The sequence below is a fragment of the Ligilactobacillus murinus DSM 20452 = NBRC 14221 genome, from assembly GCF_001591685.1.
Lineage (GTDB): Bacteria > Bacillota > Bacilli > Lactobacillales > Lactobacillaceae > Ligilactobacillus > Ligilactobacillus murinus.
Genome location: NZ_BCVJ01000008.1, coordinates 1 through 17,271, shown reverse-complemented (window position 1 = coordinate 17,271; position 17,271 = coordinate 1). Strand labels below are relative to the sequence as shown.

The following is a 17,271-nucleotide window of genomic DNA, read 5'->3' as shown; positions in this document are numbered from 1 at the left end:
TATAATAATGAAGGTAGCGGTAGCGGGTACTGGATATGTAGGATTAAGCATGGCAACTTTATTGGCCCAGCACAATGAAGTTATTGCAGTTGATATAATTCCTGAAAGAGTCGAATTGATTAATAATAAAAAATCACCAATTGTTGATAGAGAGATTGAAGATTTTTTGGCTAATAAAGAACTGTCGTTGGTAGCTACTACTGATGCAAGTAAAGCGTATCAAGATGCTGATTTTGTTATTATTGCAACGCCAACTAATTATGATGCTGAAAAAAATTTTTTTGATACTTCGGCTGTAGAAAGTGTAATTGAAAAAGTTAAAAAAGCAAGTTCAACCGCTACTATAGTCATAAAATCAACAATTCCAGTTGGATTTACAGAGAGAATTCGTAAGAAGACCGCTAATAATAATATTATTTTTAGTCCAGAATTTTTACGTGAAAGTAAGGCATTGTATGATAACCTCTATCCCTCAAGAATTGTTGTGGGGACGGATTTAAGTGATGAAAGACTAGTAAATAAAGCTAAAATTTTTGCAAAATTACTAGAAGATGGTGCAATAGATAAAAATATTCCAACGTTAATTATGGGATTTACGGAAGCTGAGGCGGTAAAGCTTTTTGCTAATACATATTTAGCACTAAGAGTGAGTTATTTTAATGAATTGGATACATATGCTGAATTAAAAGGATTAGATACTAAAAAAATAATTGAGGGTGTAGGACTGGATCCCAGAATCGGTACACACTACAATAATCCTTCTTTTGGCTATGGTGGGTATTGTTTACCTAAAGACACAAAGCAATTACTGGCAAATTATCAAGATGTTCCTGAAGATTTAATTGCGGCAATAGTGAAAGCAAATATTACTCGCAAAGACTTTATTGCTGAACAGGTCTTAAAAAAGGCAAATTATGGTGGTAGTTATAATAAAAATAAGATCGTTGTAGGAGTTTATCGTTTAACGATGAAATCTAATAGTGATAATTTTCGTCATAGTTCGATTCAAGGTATTATGAAACGAATTAAAAATAAGGGAGGAGAAATAATTATCTATGAGCCTTCTTTGGGAGATAATGCTAGCTTCTTTGGAGATAAGCTTGTTAACGATTTAGGTGAATTTAAAACTATATCAGACGTAATTATTGCTAATAGATATACATCAGATTTAGATGATGTTTCTGATAAAGTTTATACAAGAGATATATTTAATCGAGACTAGTTAAGGAGGAGTGAATTTAGTGATTTCAAAAGTAGTAGCCATTGTAGTTACGTACAATAGAAAGGAGTTATTGATTGAATGTCTTCGTGCTCTATTGGAACAGTCAATTGAATTAGTAGAAATATTAGTGATAGATAATAATAGTACAGATGGTACAGAAAAATTTTTAGAGATGGATGGAATTTTAAGGGAAAAATCTATAAACTACATAAAGCTTTCTTCTAACATTGGTGGTGCTGGTGGATTCTACGAGGGTTTGAAACGGGTAAAAGATAAGGAATATAATTGGGTTTGGTTGATGGATGATGATACGATTCCACAAAAAAATGCCCTAAAAGAATTATTAGATGCTAATGAGGTTATTAATGATAATACAGAAGAAAAAGTCTCTTTTCTAGCAAGTTCAGTATACGGTGAGAATGGAGAAGTTATGAATGTACCTGAAATTGATAATAGAGCAGCTGCTAATGGGTACTTGTATTGGTATAAATTTTTAAAGAATGGGATTGTTAGTATAAAAAAAGCAACATTTGTATCTATTTTAATAAGTGGTGATGCTATAAAAAGGGTAGGTTTGCCTTGCAAAGAATATTTTATTTGGGGAGATGATTCTGAGTATACTGAAAGAATGGTGAGGTATGCGGGAAATGCATATATGGTTGGAAATAGCATTGTAACCCATAAAAGAAAGAATCCACGAAATTTAAATATTCTTAATGAGGATAATTTTGTTAGGTTAGAAATGTATCACTATATGTTTAGGAATCAATTGATAAATACTATATACTATAATGGTAAATGTGCAGGAGTAAGAAAGATATTAGTAGATATTAGAACAATAATTCGGGGAATGAAAAAAAAATCTAGACTCAAAATCGCTAAACAAATAATATATGGAGATTTCCAAGGGATTATACAGTATAAAAAATTTCATAAATATATTACTAAAGAAGTTAAAAATTGAGAATCTACTATTACTATTGTAAGTATTATTTAGTAAAGACTAGAGAAAGGATTGCAAGATGGGAGAATCTATATGAGACATGCTATTTTAGTTGAAGGACATGGCAATAATGCTGAGGTTTTACAGGAAACGATACGAATCTTAGATGATGCGGAAATAGATTTTTGGATCCATTGGGATAAACGTTTCAAAAAACCTATACTAACTAGTTATAAAAGTAAACTTCATTTTATAAAACCAATAAAAAATAATTGGGGTGCTGATACGCAAATTATTATAGAAAAAAAGTTGTTAAAGGCAGTTTCAAAAAAAAAATATGATTATATACATCTGATTTCTTCAAGTGATATTCCGCTTATGACAGCTAACTATTTTAAGAGTTATTTTAAAAATGAAGTGTATATTGGTTTTTTTAATAGCAAAAATCAAATTAGTGACAGGATAAGGTATTATTATCCAACAAGGTTTTTAAATTTGAGGAAAGATCCTTTTAAATTGAAACGTGTAATCTTCAGTCTTGTGGTACTTTTACAAAAATTACTGAGAATTGATAGGTTAAAGAATAGTAATTATAAAATAAAGAAGGGTAGCAATTGGTTTTCTATAAAAAAGAAATACATAGCAAATATACTGGAGTTTGATGATAGTATATTTATGTATTCTTTTTTAGCAGATGAATTATATATTCAAACTATATTAGGTAATTTTGAAGACAGTATTGATAATAAGGATGGAAATTGCAGGTATATTGATTGGGATAGAGGAAGACCTTATGTTTTTACTGAAAAGGATGCAAGAGAATTATCAAATTTAATAAATACAAAGTACAGTTTTGCTAGGAAAGTTAATAATGCAAATATACCGAGAAAAATATTTCAAGACCTGTAATTTATAGAATAAAATCTAGATTTTACTTTTGATAGTTACAATATGGTTTTAAAGTATACAAGTACTTAAATGTTTGGAATACCCATTTTTAGGTGTTTTTGCAGAAAATAATAAGTTTTGGGAGTAAAGGCCAGTATGAGACGGGTTTTGGCTTGAAAAATATATGAGAGACGAAAAAATTTTATTTTTAGAACATTTACGTAGTGTATATGATCATTGTCACGATCATTTATTAGAGCAGGGAAGAAAACGTGATCAAGGGATAACTTTTTATGTTGTATTACTGGCTTTTATCTTAACTAATAAAGATAAAGTAGAACAGGTTTTCGGTGGAGAGAGTACTTTCATTTTTATTAATGGTGGACTAGTTATTATTGGATGGATAGTTTTGTGCTTTTTGGCAGATCTTAGAAGTTGGCATACACAATACTTAGGAAGTATCTATACATTGAACTGGATTTTTGCTAATGAATCTAAATTTGATAGTGTTGATGACATAAAAAATCAAATGAAGACGATAATGACAGCTACGATAAATACACAGAATGTACCTAGTTTTTCCAAGCACCCCATTAGATGGTGTCGTTATTGGATGAGTGGGTTATGGAAATCAACAGATGATAAGGTATATACAGGCATGATAGTGTTAACAGCTACGCCGTTGATGGGGATATTGAATAGAATAGAATATACTAAAAATTATGTTTGTCAGTGGTTTATATTATACTTATTGGTTAGTATTATAATTTTCGAATACTATGCAAAAAAGAAAGTAGCTGAAGGAGAGAAATATAATACTTGGATATTAAGTTTCGACTATAATTCTAAACTAAAGTAGTGAGGTAGCGATTTTTTGAAGTGGGAAAATAATTATTTTGAAATTAGTGGGACTGAAAATTTTTTCAAAATTGTACAAAAAACAGGCGGAGTAGTGATTGCTCCACAAGTGTTAAAGAAGTTTATTTTGATAAGGGTAAAAAGAATGGACCAAAAAGAGTATTGGGAATTTCCAAGAGGGTTTATTGAAAATGATGAATCTTTTGAACATGGAGCCATAAGAGAACTTAGAGAGGAAATGAATATAGTTACTAGCGACATCCATGATTTGGGAGAAATAAAAATTGATTCTGGATTAATTCTATCTAATGTGCGGATGATGTTAGCTAAAGTACCTGAATATGAATTGAGCAAAATAGAATTACAAGATTCAGAAAAAATCTTAGATTATCGTCTTTTCAGTATAGATAAACTTTGTAATTTGATTAGAAATAAGGAATTAGTTGATAGCTTTTCAAGATCAATATGTTTGGAATTGTTACTAGATAAGGATATATAAGAAATTCTTGATTTTGTAAATGAAAGAGGATAGGTGACGATGACAAGGCACATTACTACAGAAAAAAATTTGGTGCTCAATAAAGAGGCTATAGAGCATCAGTATACATATATGTTTTTAAACGTATTTTTGATATTATTCTTAGCTTGATTGGCCTAATCGTAGTTGTTATTCCAAGTTTGATCATTTCGTTATTTATATACGCTTGTGATCGTGGACCAGAATGGTAAACGTTTTAAGGTATATAAATTTAGATCGATGTACGTGAATGCAGATACATTACTTGAAAAGTTAAAAGAAAAAAATGAAGTTACTGGTCCGATGTTTAAAATGAAAAATGATCCTAGAGTTACTTCAGTTGGGCGTTTTTTACGAAAAACAAGTTTAGATGAATTACCACAGTTATTGAACGTTTTACGTGGTGATATGAGTTTGGTTGGTCCTCGTCCACCGTTGCCAAGTGAGGTCGAAGAGTATAGTGAATACGACAAGCAACGACTATGGGTAGTTCCAGGATGTACTGGTTTGTGGCAAGCAACTGAGCGTAATAATGTTGGATTTGCAGAAATGGTCGAATTGGATTTAAAGTATATTCAAAATAGAAGTTTGTTTTTAGATGCTAAGATAATTTTTCTAACCTTTTTAGTGATTATACATCCTAATGGTGCATACTAATATGATCAGCTCCCAGTTTTGGGGGCTTTTTTGTATTCTTCCAAAAAAATTGCTATCTTCAACAAAAAACTTCGCGATAATGGTTAAAAATATTTTAAGGGGAATTTTTGATATTGCGTTTTCATTATTAGCATAGTATCATTTAAATATAAATAAATTAACTTAACAGGTTGCATAGTTAGTTTATATAATATATATCCTCTATTTCCCCGTGTTTGTCGCTGGTTCCGATGGCTGGGGATTTTTTGTTTGTGCTATGACAGCGGTACCTCAGAACGTTTTCTTTCTAATTATTGTGAACTACCTTTTGAAAAATATGAGCGGTCCAATTTTTTTAATGAGCCGTTTCTAATCACGAAAAAGCCCTTGTCCATAGCGCGGACAAGGGCTTTTACTAAATTAGTTATTTTGTAATATCGCCACCGACATATTTTTTAGAGATCTCTTTTAATTTACCATCTTTGCGGAGCTTATCTAAGGCCTTATCAACGCTCTTTTGTAATGCTTTATCTTTTTTAGACATCAAAGCGCCGATCTTGGCTGGATCTTCTTCTTTGGAAACATCAGTTGCTTTAAGACCCTTAGTTGAGTGGTCTTTTTTGTAGGCATACCAAGCAGACATTGAGTTGATCGCACCTTTTGCACGATCTTGTTTGATCAGGTCAAGCGAAGTTGTAAAGTCAGAAGATGGAACGACTGTTGCTTTATATTTTTTAGCGATGAGCGCATTGTCAGTCCCAGTCCCAGCTGCGATCTTTTGCCCCTTGATCTGTTTTAACTTAGTCAGATCAGTTCCTTTTTTGGTGATCAAAGCAAAGTGTGAGTAGATATAAGGCTTAGAAAAAAGGTATTTTTCTTTCCGTTCTTTGGTGATCGTTACGTTGTTTAAAACAACATCATATTTACCCGTGTCAAGACCTGCGATCAAGCCATCCCACTTAGTAGGAACAAATTTAGCTTTAAGTCCCATTTCCTTGGCGAGTTGTTTACCTAATTCTACTTCAAAGCCGGTCAATTTTCCGTCCTTACGGTAAGAATAGGGAGCAAAAGTTCCTTCTAATCCAATGGTCAAAGTCCCTTTTTCCTTTAATTCTTTAGTTGTTTGTGCCGGAAGCTTTTCAGCCGCTGAAACATGTTGGGGCTTTATGGCGTTCAAGGCAAAAGTCAAACCTAGGACACCTGCGACAGCTAAGATATTTTTAAATGTTTTTTTCATGATAAAGTCCTTTCATTAATTCAAGTTATCTAATGTCATAGCACTGATGAATTCCTTGATCCGTGGATCTTTTGAATTGAAAAAGTCATCTTTTGACCCTGAGAAATTGATCTGCCCGTCTTCGATAAAGAGGACCTTATCGGCAACGTGGCGCGCAAATTCTAGGTTATGGGTCACGATGATCAGTGATTGTTTTTCGGATGCTAATTCTAAGAGCACTTTTAAAACTTCGAGCTCTAATTCAGGGTCAAGCGCACTAGTTGGCTCATCTAAGAGAATATAACGCGGACGCATCGCTAGTGAACGTGCGATCGCAACGCGTTGGGCTTGACCACCGGATAGTTGGTTAGGATAGGCCGTAGCTTTTTGTTTGAGCCCGACTTTATCCAATAGTTCTAAAGCGCGTTTTTTAGCAGTCTGTTTATCTTCTTTTAAGACGTGGACTGGTCCTTCCATGACGTTTTTTAAGACCGTCAAATGTGGAAAGAGGTTATAGTCTTGAAAGACCATTTCCGTTTTTTGGCGAACGGCTAAGATCTCTTTTTTAGTGATCTTTTTGGCAAAATCAAGCTCGATCCCATCACAATCATAGGTTCCGCTTTCAGGTCGTTCAAGTAAGTTCAATGAACGTAATAGTGTCGATTTACCTGAGCCAGAGGGCCCCACCAAGACCGTCGTTTCGTGGTCGTTAAATTCAGTTGTGATATTTTTGAGCACCGTTTGTGTGCCAAAAGTTTTAGTTACATCTTTAAGTCTCAACATAAATTATGCCTCCCTATACTTGGGGCTTGAGGTAACGGGTCGTCACCTTTTCAAGCCAACTTTGAACAAATGATAATATTGTACATAAAATCGCGTATAGAGCGGCCACCGTACAGTACATTACTAAAGGTTGATAATTTTCAGCTGCGATCTGTTGACTGACTTCAAACATTTCAACGATCGTGATCGTCGAAGCAAGTGAAGTATCTTTGACTAAGCCGATAAAACTATTTGACAGCGGCGGTAACGAGACGCGCGCTGCTTGCGGAATGATGATCCTAAAGAGTGTCTGGAGGCGTGTCATTCCGATCGCTTGAGCGGCCTCCCATTGCCCCTTAGGAATGGATTCGATGGCTGCTCGGATCGTTTCGGAAGCATAAGCGCCAGTATTTAACGTAAAGACGATGATACCTGCTGTAAATGGTTCGAGCTTGATCCCGTCAGGAAAGACGCCCTTGATCGTCAAATATGGAAGTCCGAAATAGACGATAAATAATTGAACGATCAAAGGAGTGCTCCGGAAAAGCCACACATAGAATCTAAAAATTGCTTTGATAATCAAAAATGGACCTTTAGTCTGTGAAATACGGATCAAAGCCGTGATCAAAGCCAACACGAGCCCTAGGGCAAACGAGATGACCGCAAGCGGGATCGTATATTTGATCCCCGCACTGATCAGTTCTGGCAATGATGACCAAACTGTGTGCCACATTTTATCCACCACCTTTAAAATTAATGTACTTTTAGTAAGTTAAGACCACTTAATTGTACGTGGTTTAAACTAAATAAGCAATAGTAAAAGCTTAATTACCTAAAATAAGTTATTTTTGATAAAAAGATAGCTATAGATCCACCCCGATAAGCTCAAATTAATGTTAAAATTAAGGTAACTAAACAAAAGTGGGTGATCAGATGTTTCCAGAAAGACTACGGGCCTTAAGACTAGGGGCAGGGCTATCGTTAAGCGAATTAGCCCAAGCGTTAAACCAAATGGAGGTCTCATATAGCAAACGCAACAAAACGATCTCACAGATCGGAAAATGGGAGCGAGGCACGACCACACCATCCTATCTAGAAGTTTTGCAGTTAGCACAATATTTTCAGGTATCACTAGATTATTTAAGTGGGCGTTCTTTTGACAATTATGATCTTAATGAGTTATTTGCTTCCAATGCGCAATTATCATTTCAACAACAAAAGCTGACAGCTAAGACACGTGGTGAGATCTATGCCTTGATCAAAGGTTATTTGAATCAGCCAACTGCGACAAAGCAAACGACTGAAGAGATCAGCTTAGATCTAGGGTGGGACCACATTGAAGATAAATAGAACTATTATAAAAAATATTGCTTTAAATTTTATTGGTGCGCTCATCTATGCGTTAGCGATCAATTCTTTTTTGATCCCGAGCAAGTTAGGTGAAGGTGGTGTGACGGGCTTGATGACGATCTTTTATTACTGGATCGGTTTTCCTCCAGCACTGACGAACCTGATCTTAAATGGGATCTTATTATTTGTGGGCTGGAAGATGTTGAGTAAACAGACGGTGCTATACACGATCGTGGCGATCGCTAGTATCTCTTTTTGGCTCAAACTCACCAGTCAGATCCAGTTCAAACTTAATGATCCACTCGTAGCTGCGATCATTGGTGGTGTTTTGATGGGGATCGCAATGGGCATTATCATGAAAGGTGAAGGGACCACGGCGGGCAGTACGATCTTGGCTAAGATCATGAATAAATACTTTGGGATCAAGACAGGTTCAGCAATGCTAGGCTTTGATCTGATGGTAGCCGTCCCCTCATTTGTCTTGATCGGTTTTGAAAATATGCTCCTGACGATCATTGAATTATACATTTCAGCAGTAGTTTTAAATAAAATGTTAGAAGCATTTATTGCAAAACGGGCTTTTACGATCATTTCAGACAAAAGCGAAATGATCGCGCAGGCGTTGTCAACGCTTAACCAAACAGGGATCACGTTATTGGATGGTCATGGCTATGTCAGTGGGCAACCAAAAAAGATCATCTATTGTGTTTGCCAAGCTAAATTGCAAGTCAAAGTCATGGATAAGATCGCGCAGATCGATTCTAATGCCTTTGTGGTCTTAGACGAGGTCAGAAGCGCCTATGGCAACAACTTAATTAAATTATTATAAAAATTAGTTGACATTGCTCTAATATGTTTGTATTATGAATAGCAACAGAAGTCGTAGAAGTAGTCCTATCATCTGGGAGTCAGAAAGCTGGCGGTCGATGCGAGCCAGTCAGGGTGGTAGGTACCAAATATAGACGACGTGATTCTGAACGGCAGACCGGACCGTTATCACACCGGTGAAAGTGAAGTGAGTTTTATTACTCACTTAAGCTGGGTGGTACCACGGTTTATTTAAGTCGTCCCTTTTTTAGTTAAAGGGGCGACTTTTTTTGTGGCCAGTCAAGAATTTAGGAGGGAAATTTATGCACAAATGCGGTGGACTTTTGCGCTATCTACATAACGAGAGGAATTTGAGACAACGTAGATAATTTTAGATCCGGGGGAAGAATTAAGATGAAAAAGATAAATTTTGGAGAAGCAGTTATTATTCTAGTTTTGATGTTAGCTATTTTAGGGACTGGAGTCATCGGATTTGGTCTCTCGCCACAAGTACCCGTTTTATTTGTGGTCGCTTTATTAATTGCATGGGCTAAGATCAAAAAAGCAACTTGGGAGAAAGTTCATGATGGGATCACGGAAGGTATCACGACGGCGATCATTCCGATCTTTATCTTCTTGTTGATCGGGACTTTGATCGCGGTTTGGATCAAGGCCGGTATCATTCCAGCATTGATGGTCTTTGGCTTTAATAGCTTGAGTGTTAAATTTTTTGTGCCCTCGGCCTTTATCGTTTGTTCGTTGGTCGGATTATCGATCGGGAGTGGTTTTACTACGATCTCAACGGTCGGGATCGCGATTTTAGGAATGGGCATGACGATGGGCTTAGATCCAGCTTTAGTAGCGGGTGCGATCTTATCAGGTGCGATCTTTGGCGATAAGATGTCGCCTTTGTCTGATTCGACCAACTTGGCTTCAGCGGTGGCAGGGTCTGAACTTTTTGCCCACATTAAAAATATGATGTGGACAACGATCCCAGCCTTTTTGATCTCTTTAATTGGCTTTTTAGCACTCGGACATGCCAGCAAAGCTCCAGACATGACACGGGTCAACGAAACGATCAATATTTTAGAGCAACATTTTACGATCAATTGGTGGGCTAGTTTGCCGATCATCTTGATGTTTATCTGTGCATGGTGCAAGATCCCAGCGATCCCGACTTTGTTTATCAATATTTTTGTTTCAACAGTGATGATCTTTATCAATGATCCACATTTTACGATCAAACAATTAGCTAGCCTAGTGGAGACTGGCTTTGTTGCCCAAACAAAAAATGCTGATGTGAATGCACTGTTGACGCGGGGCGGGATCTCCAACATGATGGGGACAGTTTCATTGATCATCATGACATTGGCTTTAGGTGGACTTTTGATGAAATTTGGGATCGTCGCAGCTGCGATGGATCCATTAGCTAAGAAATTAAATACACCAGGCAAATTAGTGACGATCACGATCTGTTCTGGGATCGCGATCAACTTATTTGTCGGGGAACAATACCTCTCTGTGATCTTGCCAGGACGTGCGTTTAAAGGTGCATTTGAACGTTTGAAACTCGATCCTTTGAGCTTGAGTCGGGTCTTAGAAGATGGCGGAAGTGTGATCAACTACCTGATCCCTTGGGGCGTGGCCGGTTCGTTTGCGGCTTCGACATTAGGTGTCTCGGTCTTAGCTTTCTTACCATTTACCTTCTTTAGTTTGTTATGTCCAGTATTTTCGATCTTAAGTGGGATCACTGGTATTGGCTTGAAATGGCAAAAAAAGTCAGCATAGAAGTTAATTGATTTTACAAAATTTTTCGCAATGTGCTAGGATAAAAGACGAAGAACAAATTAATAGAGAAAGCGAAGAGAAAAAGTGGATATCTTAACTAAATTATATGGTCCTTTTTTTGATGTAAACAACTGGAAGACAGTGATCGAATCTGGTGAAGACTGGATGATCATTTTCTCCTTAGTTTTGATCGAATGTCTATTGTCCGTCGATAATGCGATCGTGTTAGCGGCCCAGACCCAAAAACTACCTGATAAAAAACAACAAGAAAAATCACTTTTCTATGGTCTTTGGGGCGCTTATATCTTCCGTTTCGCCTTGATCGGGGTCGGATCTTATCTGATCCACTTCTGGGAGATCAAAGTGCTGGGGGCAGGTTATCTGATGTATCTATCGCTCAACCACTTTTATCGGATGAAGTATCCAGAGCGTGCCAAGCGGAAAAAAGGTAAAAATAAAAAACCGATCTTACCCTTGTTTTGGTCGGTTGTGATCTCGATCGAATTGATGGATATCGTCTTTTCGATCGACTCGATCTTAGCTTCGTTAGCGATCTCACCTAATCCAGTTATCGTCTTGATCGGTGGCTTGATCGGGATCTTATGTATGCGGGGGATCGCGGAAGTTATCATGCGTCTGATCGATATCGTACCTGAACTTGAAGTAATGGCGTACTTTTTGATCGGTCTGATCGCGATCAAATTATTCTTAACGATCCCAATGATCGATATCGAGATCCCGGCTGCGGCCTTTGGGATCGTAGTCTTGGCCTCGGTCGTGGTGACTTTGATCGTCCATAAAGTCAGAAATTAAGAGGAAGTTACATGTTATTACAGCGGTTAGATTTTTTATTGCCGTATACAGTCAAACGCTTGACCTCAGCTGATGTTGGTGCGATCTTGGCTTTACAAGCTAAACATTTAGAATACCATCAGCATTATCAAACAGATCAAGTGACTAAAGAAGATGTTTTAGCTGAGTTAGAAGCATTGCCCCCAAAAGCTTTACCCGAGCAAAAGTTTTATCTGGGCTTTTATGTTAAAGATGAGTTAGTGGTACTAGTAGATCTAGTTTTAGATCATCCCAAAGCTAATTGTGCTTGGTTGGGGCTAGTGATGACCGAAAAGACAAAGCTACGGCAGCATTATGCCACTAGAGTTTTGACGGCGCTTAAAGCTGCATTGAAGCGTGAAGGTTACAAAGAGTTACTGACTTCATCAGCCTTATCAGATGTAAATGCACAAGGTTTTTTGAATGCCTTAGGGTTTGAACAAGGAATGGTGACTTGGGTATATGACCCTAAACTAGGCCATGATATCCAAGTCGTTCTTCGAGGGATCGAGTTATAATTAGGTATTTGAGGTGATGATTTGAACTCGGAAACATTTGCACAAAAAACGGCCCAAGGTTTGGTCTTAGTTGATTTTTATGCCGACTGGTGTGGCCCTTGTAAGTTACTTGAGCCGGTATTAAAGACCTTGGAGCAGGAATTTGGTGAACAGATCAAATTTGTCAAAGTCGATGTCCAACAAGACCAAAATCTGGCTGTGGCCAATAATGTGATGAGTATTCCAACGATGCTATTATTCGTCGATGGAGTTGCAAAAGAAAAATTGACTGGTTATAAGCATTTGGCGGATATGCGTCAATATTTGACCAGTAAGCTCGAACAATATAGTTAGACAAAAGAGGCTACAAAAACTTGTAGTCTCTTTTGTGATAGAATAATAGTAATTACTTTTTACAATAGGTGTCTTAATAAAATGAAAATAGCGATTTTAACGGATAGCTCAGCTGTGATCGATGCTGATGCTGCCGCGAATTTAGATATAAAAATATTAGCTCTACCGTTACTTTTGGGACAAAAGGTGTATTATGAAGGTCAAGATCTCCGTGATGGTGAACTTTTTGACCTAGTGAATGACTCTAAAGAAACCCTAAATATTGCTTCAGTCTCGCGCAAAACGCTTGCCCAACAGATGCAGACCTTAGCTGATGCTGGTTATACTGACGTGATCTGCATCTATTTAGCCAACGGGATCAATGCTTTAGATGAAAATTTGCGCACTTATGCTAAAGCCGAAGCACGGGCTTTGAATGTACACTTGTTTGATTCACATACAACAGGGCTGGCTCAGGCAAAATTAGTGCGTCAGGCTGCTAAACTAGTCAAGTCAGGTGAAGATGTTGCCCAGATCTTAGCTAAGTTAAGTGTGATGCGTGATAAGACGCAGACCATTGTGATCGATGATATTCGTAATTTACGTAAAACAGGTTATGTCTCAAATGGAACGCCAGTCGTTGGCAATGCTCTATTACACTTAAAGACGCTACTGGAATTTACAGATGATGGCAAATTAGCAGTCTTGGATACGAGTGTTCGGATGAAAAAGGCCTATTATAAGGTGCTCGAACAGATCAATAGTAGTGGCCAAGAAGTGACTGATCTCATGTTGATGTGTGATGAAGCTTCAGCTGAGACAGCCAATAAGTGGTTGCAAAAATTTCAAACAGATCTTCCAGAAACAAAACTTGAGATCACCCGGCTCAAACCATCGATCAGAGCGCATGTGGGTGAAAAGAGCCTTTTAGTCAGTTGGATCTATGCTTAATGAAACAAGGTATATAATAAGGGCTCATCACGATAGAGCATATCGTGGTGGGCCCTTATTTGCCTTGTAGTTTAGCTTAGAGGAATATTTTGCTAAGAAAAAAGTCCCTGACACTGAGGGACTTAAAAGTTATTTACCAATGCTCCAGCCACCATCGATCTGCATGACTGAGCCGTGGATATAATCGGCGACTGGACTGGCTAAAAAGAGGCTCAGTTCAGCCACTTCACTGGGATCAGCCCAACGTTTAGCGGGAGTGTTTTGGGCGACTTCTTTTGCCATCATGGCATCACCAGCAAAATCGGCTTGATTCATTGGGGTCTTGATCGCTCCAGGAGCAATACAGTTGACCCGAATACCTTTGGCGGCGTAGTCAAAAGCTAATTGTTTGGTATAGCCGATGATCGCATGCTTGCTGGCGGTGTAAGCTGCTCCGCCTCCACCTGCGATCAAACCTGCGATCGAAGCCATATTGACGATCACACCATGTTTTTGAGCTAACATCGTCGGTAAGAGCGCATTGGTCAACAAAAAGATGCTCTTTAGATTCGTGTCAAAGATGTTATCCCAAAGTGCTTCGGTTGTTTCCAAGCTAGGCGTATAAGCATCCAAGATCCCAGCCGTATTGAGTAAGATATCTACTTGAGTGGTATGTGCTAGGATAAAGGTAGCTAACTGTTTGATATCAGAACTTTTACGCACATCACAGGGATAGAAATAAAAGTTAGTCGGATAAGCTTGCTTAAGGGCAATAAGCTCAGTATTTTCAACTAGATCGGTCCCAAAAAAGGTCATCCCTTGTGCTAAAAAAGCTCGTGCTTGAGCTAAGCCGATCCCAGAAGCTACGCCAGTTCCAACGACGACTTGTCCAGCTAATTGAGGATAATTTGTCATTAGTCTACCAATTCCCAGTCAGTTGCTAAAACATCGCATGAAGTCGGCATGAATTGTGAAAGTGATGGTTCTTCTTTAGTTTTGATCATGAGATAAGGGTTGATCTTTTCACCGTTTAAAGTATCATCTTTAACCACAAAGATATATTCTTCACTGCCGCCCCAACCAACGGTCCGGACGGCTTTTTGGCCTGCTTTTAAAGCCGGTAAAATTTCTTCAAATGTCATTTAAAAATACCTCGTTATTTTGTTAGATCAATTGTTTGGCTTAAGAAATAGACTAAAACTGCCCCAAGAGTCATCGAAATAAATTCGCCGATCCCGACAGAAAGATAAGTTGCCCAAAATGGTAAGTCACTTACATAGTGTAATTCTAAAGCAACGCTCCAAGACATCAGTGAGCATATAATGACACAGATAGTCAACTTAAGGGGCACTGATCTGATATTGCGTGTTGCCCAGTAGCTAAGGCTAGTCATTACCAAGGTCCCCAAAGTACCAAAGATCACATCAATGATCCCTAGGGGTGATTGAAGATTGGCGAGCGCACAGCCTAAAGTTACCGCCCAGATATAACGCTTGTTAAAAACGCTCAAATTATTGAACAATTCTGAAAAGCGCAGTTGAACAGCACCAAAGCTCAAGGGGTTGATCAAAGTAAAGGCAACATATAAAGCTGCGACCATCCCAGCCTTAGCCAGCTGGACGGTCCGAGTATGTGTTTTGGTCATAAAATGTCTCTCCTAGTTTTTTATTACGGTGGGATGGTTGCGAACCACCAATGTATTAGTATAGGTAGAAATTATAAAAAATGCAAACTTTGATATATAAAATTTCATATCTTACTGATATAATAAAGAATTGTTTAAAAGTGTTTATTTTTATTAAAGGATTTTGATTTTCTGAAAGGGTGACAGAAATGGAGTATAGACGGAAAAAAAGAGTATTATCCAGTTATCGCAAAATGAATAAGCGCAAACTTTGGCTAGCTTCCGGTATGACGATGATGGCGATCTCAACAGGGATGTATGCAACGCAAAATGTTAAAGCCGATCAAGTAAGCGTAGAAGCACAAAATACACAGCAAGTAGCTACAGGTAAGGATAATAGTAACGCATCAAATGAACAAAATGATCAGACAACTGTACAACTAGATCAGAATATATCTGAACGAGAAGATGCGCAAAATGAAAATTTTAACACAAATGATCAAGCAAAAGTTGATTTGAATGCTACAGCTCAAGAAGATAATTCCAGTACTACTGAGCAAGTACAGACTAAAGATACAAGTTTGGTGGATGATGCAATAGAAGATGCAAATGCTACCCAAGAGTTGCAATTGACAACTGATGAAAAGAAAGTAAACGAAAATGCGGGTAAAAATGTACAAGCTCAGCAACTTCAGGTCAATAAAGTTGCAACTAAGATGCAAACACCAGACGCTATATACATAGGAGATAGCCAATATACTCATGGAAATGCCATTGATGTAGCATCATATCAATCCTGGTTAAATCAAGACGACTTCAATAAATTAAAACAACTGGGTATCAAAGCTGTTGTTGTTAAATTGACAGAAGGCCAAAGTTATGTGAATCCTGCAGCTACTAAACAAATAAATTATGCTAAAAATGCTGGCTTAACTGTGTCTGTCTACCATTATGCGAGATTTAATAATGCTACTACGGGCTATGCTGAAGGACAGCATATAGCAAACACGATGGAAAATCTTGGCTTAGGTCAAGACACATTGATTTTTGCAGATATGGAAGACCATAGTACCTATAGTAACGACGTGCGTGGCAATTTAAATAGTTTTTGGAATGCTTTAACGGCAGCTGGCTTTAATAATCATGGTGTTTATACAGGTGGTGGTTATCCATATCATGAAGCAGCAAGCGAGACTGTTGGTAAGGCAAAGACTTGGTGGTCACAATATCCTTTTGTACCAACTAATAATGGTTACTACGAAAAAAAATGGAAAAACTTAGGGTATGGCGCATGGCAATTTTCATCAACTGCTTATATACCAGGACGCGAGAATATGGGGGCGTTAGATCTTTCAATCGATTTTAATGGTTTATTTTCAAAATCAGATACAGCTGAAAAAACTGTTACCCAACAGGTTTTTAAAGACGGACATTGGTATTTGATCGATCAAAAGACAGGGCAATATCTAACGGGGATCCAACCGATAACTGATCAAAATAAGGTAGTTTACTATAATGATGCCGGTCAAATGCAATATGGTCAGCAAAATATAGGTGGATATTGGTATTTATTTGATCAAGTTACAGGTGCTATGCAGTATGGCTTCCAAAATTTAACTTCATATAGTCAAGATAAGACTGTTTATTACGCCAATAACGGTCAAATGCAATACGGACAGCAAAAGATCAATGGTTACTGGTACAATTTTGGTACTTTTGATGGTGCCATGAAGACTGGTCTTGTACGGATCCCAGAGCAAAATAAAACTGTCTACTATGCTGACAATGGCCGAATGCAATATGGTTGGCAATGGGTAAATAATGCCACACGTTATTTTGATACGTTCAACGGTGCAATGGTCACGGGCCAGCAAAGAATCAATGGCCACTGGTACTTATTTGATAACAACGGTGCAATGCAACGTGGTTTCCAAAACCTTAAAGCTTATGGTGATGATAAGACAGTCTACTATAACCAAGATGGTTGGATGCTTTACGGCTGGCAAGGGATCGATAACGTGCCATATTATTTTGATACGTTCAACGGTGCCATGATGACAGGCGAACGA

General features: G+C 37.7%; 20 protein-coding genes and 1 riboswitch. Of the genes, 14 read left to right on the top strand and 6 right to left on the bottom strand.

Annotated features, from left to right (window positions below; genetic code table 11):
• Positions 1 to 7 precede the first annotated feature (7 nt).
• The 6 genes from LMU01S_RS02860 to LMU01S_RS02835 all read left to right on the top strand — a co-directional run bounded on the left by LMU01S_RS02860 (position 8) and on the right by LMU01S_RS02835 (position 5,085).
• Complete coding sequence (locus LMU01S_RS02860) at positions 8 to 1,222, top strand: nucleotide sugar dehydrogenase (protein ID WP_056958505.1); 1,215 nt, start codon at positions 8 to 10, stop codon at positions 1,220 to 1,222.
• Between the two features lie 19 nt (positions 1,223 to 1,241).
• Entirely contained in the window at positions 1,242 to 2,186 is a 945-nt protein-coding gene (locus LMU01S_RS02855) for a glycosyltransferase family 2 protein (RefSeq protein WP_056958507.1), read from the top strand.
• A 72-nt stretch (positions 2,187 to 2,258) separates the two neighbouring features.
• Entirely contained in the window at positions 2,259 to 3,074 is an 816-nt protein-coding gene (locus LMU01S_RS02850; RefSeq protein WP_056958508.1) for a beta-1,6-N-acetylglucosaminyltransferase, read from the top strand.
• Between the two features lie 163 nt (positions 3,075 to 3,237).
• Positions 3,238 to 3,912 (top strand): hypothetical protein, encoded by a 675-nt coding sequence (locus tag LMU01S_RS02845; RefSeq protein ID WP_056958510.1) that lies wholly within the window; start codon positions 3,238 to 3,240, stop codon positions 3,910 to 3,912.
• Between the two features lie 15 nt (positions 3,913 to 3,927).
• Entirely contained in the window at positions 3,928 to 4,410 is a 483-nt protein-coding gene (locus LMU01S_RS02840) for an NUDIX hydrolase (RefSeq protein WP_056958512.1), read from the top strand.
• Positions 4,411 to 4,674: 264 nt separating this feature from the next.
• Positions 4,675 to 5,085, top strand: coding sequence for a sugar transferase (locus LMU01S_RS02835; RefSeq protein WP_501161639.1), 411 nt, complete (start codon positions 4,675 to 4,677; stop codon positions 5,083 to 5,085).
• A 403-nt stretch (positions 5,086 to 5,488) separates the two neighbouring features.
• On the opposite strand, the gene LMU01S_RS02830 is transcribed toward LMU01S_RS02835, so the two are convergent.
• The 3 genes from LMU01S_RS02830 to LMU01S_RS02820 are packed head-to-tail and all read right to left on the bottom strand — an operon-like array spanning position 5,489 to position 7,775.
• Positions 5,489 to 6,301, bottom strand: a complete 813-nt coding sequence (locus LMU01S_RS02830; protein ID WP_056958515.1) for a transporter substrate-binding domain-containing protein — start codon at positions 6,299 to 6,301, stop codon at positions 5,489 to 5,491.
• Positions 6,302 to 6,316: 15 nt separating this feature from the next.
• Positions 6,317 to 7,063: an amino acid ABC transporter ATP-binding protein gene (locus tag LMU01S_RS02825; RefSeq protein ID WP_056958517.1), complete on the bottom strand. Its 747-nt coding sequence runs from the start codon at positions 7,061 to 7,063 to the stop codon at positions 6,317 to 6,319.
• Between the two features lie 13 nt (positions 7,064 to 7,076).
• Positions 7,077 to 7,775 (bottom strand): amino acid ABC transporter permease, encoded by a 699-nt coding sequence (locus LMU01S_RS02820; protein ID WP_056958519.1) that lies wholly within the window; start codon positions 7,773 to 7,775, stop codon positions 7,077 to 7,079.
• Positions 7,776 to 7,975: 200 nt separating this feature from the next.
• On the opposite strand from LMU01S_RS02820, the gene LMU01S_RS02815 reads away from it, so the two are divergent.
• The 7 genes from LMU01S_RS02815 (at position 7,976) to LMU01S_RS02785 (ending at position 13,599) form a co-directional block, all read left to right on the top strand.
• Complete coding sequence (locus LMU01S_RS02815) at positions 7,976 to 8,392, top strand: helix-turn-helix domain-containing protein (RefSeq protein WP_004050903.1); 417 nt, start codon at positions 7,976 to 7,978, stop codon at positions 8,390 to 8,392.
• The gene (locus tag LMU01S_RS02810) at positions 8,379 to 9,221 is read left to right on the top strand and encodes a YitT family protein (protein WP_174519373.1); all 843 of its coding nucleotides are present in this window, start codon (positions 8,379 to 8,381) and stop codon (positions 9,219 to 9,221) included. Before LMU01S_RS02815 ends, LMU01S_RS02810 begins: the two co-directional genes overlap by 14 nt.
• 392 nt (positions 9,222 to 9,613) lie before the next feature.
• A complete protein-coding gene (gene nhaC, locus LMU01S_RS02805) occupies positions 9,614 to 10,987 on the top strand; it encodes a Na+/H+ antiporter NhaC (protein ID WP_056958521.1) in 1,374 nt (457 codons plus the stop codon).
• Between the two features lie 84 nt (positions 10,988 to 11,071).
• Positions 11,072 to 11,800 (top strand): TerC family protein, encoded by a 729-nt coding sequence (locus LMU01S_RS02800; RefSeq protein WP_004050899.1) that lies wholly within the window; start codon positions 11,072 to 11,074, stop codon positions 11,798 to 11,800.
• Between the two features lie 11 nt (positions 11,801 to 11,811).
• Positions 11,812 to 12,336: a GNAT family N-acetyltransferase gene (locus LMU01S_RS02795; RefSeq protein ID WP_056958523.1), complete on the top strand. Its 525-nt coding sequence runs from the start codon at positions 11,812 to 11,814 to the stop codon at positions 12,334 to 12,336.
• Between the two features lie 21 nt (positions 12,337 to 12,357).
• Complete coding sequence (gene trxA, locus LMU01S_RS02790; RefSeq protein ID WP_056958526.1) at positions 12,358 to 12,669, top strand: thioredoxin; 312 nt, start codon at positions 12,358 to 12,360, stop codon at positions 12,667 to 12,669.
• An 81-nt stretch (positions 12,670 to 12,750) separates the two neighbouring features.
• Complete coding sequence (locus tag LMU01S_RS02785) at positions 12,751 to 13,599, top strand: DegV family protein (RefSeq protein WP_056958528.1); 849 nt, start codon at positions 12,751 to 12,753, stop codon at positions 13,597 to 13,599.
• A gap of 129 nt (positions 13,600 to 13,728) precedes the next feature.
• On the opposite strand, the gene LMU01S_RS02780 is transcribed toward LMU01S_RS02785, so the two are convergent.
• From LMU01S_RS02780 to LMU01S_RS02770, 3 genes are read right to left on the bottom strand one after another with little or no spacing between them, the layout of a single operon-like run.
• Positions 13,729 to 14,493, bottom strand: coding sequence for a 3-oxoacyl-ACP reductase (locus LMU01S_RS02780; RefSeq protein WP_056958530.1), 765 nt, complete (start codon positions 14,491 to 14,493; stop codon positions 13,729 to 13,731).
• Positions 14,493 to 14,720 carry a DUF2829 domain-containing protein gene (locus LMU01S_RS02775; protein ID WP_056958533.1) on the bottom strand — a complete coding sequence of 76 codons (228 nt, stop codon included), beginning with the start codon at positions 14,718 to 14,720 and terminating at the stop codon, positions 14,493 to 14,495. The genes LMU01S_RS02780 and LMU01S_RS02775 overlap by 1 nt, the downstream gene beginning before the upstream one ends.
• Positions 14,721 to 14,734: 14 nt before the next feature.
• Complete coding sequence (locus tag LMU01S_RS02770) at positions 14,735 to 15,223, bottom strand: QueT transporter family protein (RefSeq protein ID WP_056958535.1); 489 nt, start codon at positions 15,221 to 15,223, stop codon at positions 14,735 to 14,737.
• 6 nt (positions 15,224 to 15,229) lie between these two features.
• Positions 15,230 to 15,277, bottom strand: a riboswitch (PreQ1 riboswitch).
• A 134-nt stretch (positions 15,278 to 15,411) separates the two neighbouring features.
• Between LMU01S_RS02770 and LMU01S_RS02765 the strand changes: the two genes are divergently transcribed.
• Positions 15,412 to 17,271: GH25 family lysozyme (locus LMU01S_RS02765; protein ID WP_061773551.1), on the top strand; the 1,860-nt coding region annotated here is incomplete at its 3' end.

Coding starts and splice junctions, on each gene's coding strand:
- LMU01S_RS02830 (WP_056958515.1), bottom strand. CDS start 6,301: ATGAAAAAAACATTTAAAAATATCTTAGCTGTCGCAGGTGTCCTAGGT.
- LMU01S_RS02820 (WP_056958519.1), bottom strand. CDS start 7,775: ATGTGGCACACAGTTTGGTCATCATTGCCAGAACTGATCAGTGCGGGG.
- LMU01S_RS02815 (WP_004050903.1), top strand. CDS start 7,976: ATGTTTCCAGAAAGACTACGGGCCTTAAGACTAGGGGCAGGGCTATCG.
- LMU01S_RS02795 (WP_056958523.1), top strand. CDS start 11,812: ATGTTATTACAGCGGTTAGATTTTTTATTGCCGTATACAGTCAAACGC.
- LMU01S_RS02770 (WP_056958535.1), bottom strand. CDS start 15,223: ATGACCAAAACACATACTCGGACCGTCCAGCTGGCTAAGGCTGGGATG.
- nhaC (WP_056958521.1), top strand. CDS start 9,614: ATGAAAAAGATAAATTTTGGAGAAGCAGTTATTATTCTAGTTTTGATG.
- LMU01S_RS02780 (WP_056958530.1), bottom strand. CDS start 14,493: ATGACAAATTATCCTCAATTAGCTGGACAAGTCGTCGTTGGAACTGGC.
- LMU01S_RS02845 (WP_056958510.1), top strand. CDS start 3,238: ATGAGAGACGAAAAAATTTTATTTTTAGAACATTTACGTAGTGTATAT.
- LMU01S_RS02850 (WP_056958508.1), top strand. CDS start 2,259: ATGAGACATGCTATTTTAGTTGAAGGACATGGCAATAATGCTGAGGTT.
- LMU01S_RS02860 (WP_056958505.1), top strand. CDS start 8: ATGAAGGTAGCGGTAGCGGGTACTGGATATGTAGGATTAAGCATGGCA.
- LMU01S_RS02785 (WP_056958528.1), top strand. CDS start 12,751: ATGAAAATAGCGATTTTAACGGATAGCTCAGCTGTGATCGATGCTGAT.
- LMU01S_RS02775 (WP_056958533.1), bottom strand. CDS start 14,720: ATGACATTTGAAGAAATTTTACCGGCTTTAAAAGCAGGCCAAAAAGCC.
- LMU01S_RS02825 (WP_056958517.1), bottom strand. CDS start 7,063: ATGTTGAGACTTAAAGATGTAACTAAAACTTTTGGCACACAAACGGTG.